A 3,587-nucleotide genomic window follows, 5' to 3' on the forward strand; every position below is an offset into this window, starting at 1 on the left:
GGCGATGGAGTGGTGTTTCTGGTGGGGCAGGGGGTGGTGTGAGTTGGCGCTGGGAGGGATGCAAGATCAAAGCGGATCAAGCGACGAAATTTACCCAAAAAGGGTAAACAAATACCCATAATGGGAAGAAAATTGTCCATGTGGGTAGTAAGCTGCACCGCATGGTCAACAACCTGCTCAATCCCGCGGGCGTAGGCGAGGCGTTGCGCTCTTCCCGCGCGCTGACGCTGGGCCTGGCGGATGCCTTGTTCACTCGCACCCAGCAACGCGTGTTAGGCCTGTTGTACGGTCAGCCGCAGCGCAGCTTTGGTGTCGGCGAACTGATCGCCGCTGCCAGCGGCGGCTCGGGCGCCGTGCAGCGTGAACTGACCAAGCTGGCCGACGCCGGCTTGCTGACGGTACAGCGCATCGGCAACCAAAAGCGCTACCAAGCCAATCCGCATTCGCCCATCCACGACGAACTGCTCGGCATCGTGCAGAAGACCATCGGCCTGGCCGGCCCGCTCGGCGAGGCCTTGCAGCCCATCGCCGACGACATCGTGGCCGCCTTCGTCTACGGATCGGTCGCCAAGCACAGCGACACCGCGCGCAGCGATATCGACCTGATGGTGATCTCCGATACGCTGGGCTATGCCGACCTGATGCGCGCGCTGGATGGCATGCATGCGCGGCTGGGCCGCCCGGTCAATCCCACGCTGTACACGCGTGCCGACTACGCCAAGCGCCTGCGCGACGAAAACGCATTCCTGCAGCGGGTGCTGCAGCAACCCAAGATCTGGGTGATTGGAGGCATGGATGACCTCGCCACTTGAAAACCTGTCCGGCTCCGGCAAGCAACTCAGCGCCGAACCGACCGACCAACGCGAATTCGACGGCCTGATCCGCTCCGGCCTGGCTCGCCTGGGCGACGCCAAGAACGCCACGCTCGCCCTGGAAAGTCGCTTCGACCTGGCCTACAACGCTGCGCACGCACTGTGCCTGGCGGCACTGCGTGCCAAGGGCTACCGCGCCAACAACCGCTACATCGTGTTCCAGGTGTTGCCGCACACCTTGGGCCTGGGACCGGAGGTGTGGCGTGTGCTGGACAAGTGCCATCACCAGCGCAACGTCGCCGAGTACGAGGGCGAACTGGATGTGAGCGAGCGGCTGGTGCTGGATTTGATTGCGGCGTGCGATGCGGTGCGGGTTGCGCTTGGGCTTGACGCATAGGTGAGTGCCGCCGCATTGAAACAACCATTCCTGCAAGGAGCATCGCAATGGCGAAATCCAACAAGCGGAGTATCCGGCCCATGTCAGCGATGAAACGTGCGTCCTTTCCTGCGCTTCAGGTCGATCCGGCGCTATGCGAGGAGGCAGAAGGTACATCACATCTCGTCGCACGTGGGTTGGCATCCCGCGCCAAGGCCCGTCGCTCGGGTCGCTATGTCGAGGCAAACGACGTGTTGGCGGCGCTGCAGTCCCGGTTGGACACGGCATGCAAGCCGGGAGCCTAGCGGTAAGCCCCCAGCGTGAAGGCGGCTATCATTGAGCATGCGTCCCGCACCAAAGACACCGGAGACATGGAGAGCCGATGGCCAACATCACCAAGCGCCGCAAAGGCGAGCTGATCCGCATGCTGTTCCAGATCCTCAAGGCGCAGCCGGAGGGAATGCGGGCCAGCGACGCGCTGGAGGTGCTGGCGAAGCAGGTCACGATGACCGAATACGAGGCAGGGGACTACCAGACCGGCGGCCGCCGTTTCGAGAAGATCGTGCGCTTCAGCACCGTGGCGCCGGTGAAGGCCGGTTGGATGGTCAAGGACAAGGGCATCTGGACCCTGACGCCCGACGGCGAGGCCGCCTTGCAGACCTATCCCGACCCCGAACAGTTCACCCGCGCGGTCGGCCAGCTCTACCGCAAATGGAAGAGCGCCCAGCCCGACCCGATCGAGGACGAGGAGGGCGAGGAAGAACTCGGCGAAGGTTCGGCCACCATCACCCTGGAAGAAGCCGAGGAGATGGCCTGGACCGAGATCGAGGCGTACCTGGCGGCGATGCCGCCTTACGATTTCCAGGAACTGGTCGGCTCGCTGCTGAAGGCGATGGGCTACCACGTCGCCTGGATCGCCCCGCCCGGCAAGGACGGCGGCACCGACATCATCGCCTACAACGACCCGCTCGGCACTCGGCCGCCACGCATCAAGGTTCAGGTCAAGCGCAACGCCAACTCCCCGCGCATCGACGTGATGGGTCTGCGCAGCTTCATGGCCGTCCTTGGCGAGGGCGACGTGGGCCTGTTCGTGGCCCTGTCCGGCTTCACCAAGGACGCGGACTACGAGGCGCGGCAGTCGCATCGGCGCATCAGCCTGATCGATGCGCGCAAGCTACTGGGGCTATGGACGGCGCACTATGCGCAGCTCGACGACATCGCCCGGGCGCGTTTGCCGCTCAAGCCGGTGTGGTTTCTTGCTGGGGGTGAGTAAGGACGGATTTCGTACTCGGTCTTTTTTTGCTTGGAGTGAGTGTTGTACTGGGCGGCTAGCTGGAAACCGGGGCCTACTTTAGGGGGTTGCTATGCACGTGAAACGTATAGATACGAGCTTCTGGTTTGAGCACCGTAACGGCGTCCGGCTGTACCCCTGCAGAGTAAAGCGCCGCGATACAGGTAGAGTGGCCTTTCGGGTTGCACAGCCGGTTACTGGCGCCAATCGAAATGTAAACCAGATCGAGTTGGGGGATGTAAGGGAAGTCTTCCATTACGTATTCGCTTTGGGTTACTCCGTTCGCATGAGTACGCTGGATTCAAGGCTCAATGGTCTCTACAGCAAAGACGGATACAGCATCGTCCGCACTTCTGAATCCTGAGTCGATGTTGCATCCAGCCTTGTGATTAGCCTTTGTGCGCGGCGGTGAGGCACGCCTTTGACATATGCGCATGCTGCTTGGTTGGATCGTTGGCAGGAAACCTGCGCGATGAAGATGCTTCGCCAGGGGCAGCGGTTGCGGTCTGCTGGCTGAGCGCGGCCTGGTCGACGCTGCTGAAGTGGTGTTGCTTGGCCAGGGCGTACAGGCTGGCGCTGACGCGGTCGTTGTCGGCCGGGTTCAACTGGCCAGGGCCGTTGAGGCCTTGGACCTTGTCGCGGATCTGCTGCAGCAGCGTGTGATCGGGATGGTCGGCGCGCGTGGGATCGGCCGCGGGGGCGGGTGCGCGCTGCCGATCCAGTTCGTCCGGTGCGTGGTAGCGCAGTTCCTCAGTGCGTTCCGGCGAGAGCATGCGGTTGTCGATGCCCGGTTCGAGGCGTCCAGGGAAATCCTGTACGGGCACGTCCATCAGTTCGCCGAAGGTGCGGTACGCGGAATTGCTGTTGACGGTCTCGCCGAAGACCTTGAACCCGTAGTTCGGATAGTCGCGGTCCTGTGCGTTGAGTTCCGGCACAGCGCGCACCGCGGTATTCCAGCGCTCCATGATTTCGTTCTTGTCGCCTGTGGCCACCGTGCGCGCCGGCTGGTCGTCGCGGATGTAGGTGGTGCTGTCGACCTTTTCGCCGATGGAGTGGGCGTAGGTGGAATCGTGCGGGTGGTGCCAGGCGCGCAGCGAGTGGCGGGTGG

General features: G+C 63.0%; 5 protein-coding genes. 4 read left to right on the forward strand and 1 reads right to left on the reverse strand.

Going from position 1 to position 3,587, the window contains the following annotated elements:
* Positions 1–140 precede the first annotated feature (140 nt).
* The 4 genes from CEK69_RS20710 (at position 141) to CEK69_RS20725 (ending at position 2,461) form a co-directional block, all read left to right on the forward strand.
* The gene (locus CEK69_RS20710; RefSeq protein WP_225851678.1) at positions 141–812 is read left to right on the forward strand and encodes a transcriptional regulator; all 672 of its coding nucleotides are present in this window, start codon (positions 141–143) and stop codon (positions 810–812) included.
* Positions 796–1,209 carry a hypothetical protein gene (locus tag CEK69_RS20715; RefSeq protein ID WP_148829430.1) on the forward strand — a complete coding sequence of 138 codons (414 nt, stop codon included), beginning with the start codon at positions 796–798 and terminating at the stop codon, positions 1,207–1,209. The genes CEK69_RS20710 and CEK69_RS20715 overlap by 17 nt, the downstream gene beginning before the upstream one ends.
* Positions 1,210–1,298: 89 nt before the next feature.
* Positions 1,299–1,493 carry a hypothetical protein gene (locus CEK69_RS21475; RefSeq protein WP_081616347.1) on the forward strand — a complete coding sequence of 65 codons (195 nt, stop codon included), beginning with the start codon at positions 1,299–1,301 and terminating at the stop codon, positions 1,491–1,493.
* 77 nt (positions 1,494–1,570) lie between these two features.
* Positions 1,571–2,461, forward strand: coding sequence for a restriction endonuclease (locus CEK69_RS20725; protein ID WP_152247686.1), 891 nt, complete (start codon positions 1,571–1,573; stop codon positions 2,459–2,461).
* Between the two features lie 407 nt (positions 2,462–2,868).
* On the opposite strand, the gene CEK69_RS21380 is transcribed toward CEK69_RS20725, so the two are convergent.
* On the reverse strand, positions 2,869–3,587 hold a 719-nt coding region (locus tag CEK69_RS21380), incomplete at its 5' end, for an XVIPCD domain-containing protein (RefSeq protein ID WP_226975250.1).

The organism is Xanthomonas sp. LMG 12462 (assembly GCF_009192885.1).
Lineage (GTDB): Bacteria > Pseudomonadota > Gammaproteobacteria > Xanthomonadales > Xanthomonadaceae > Xanthomonas_A > Xanthomonas_A sontii.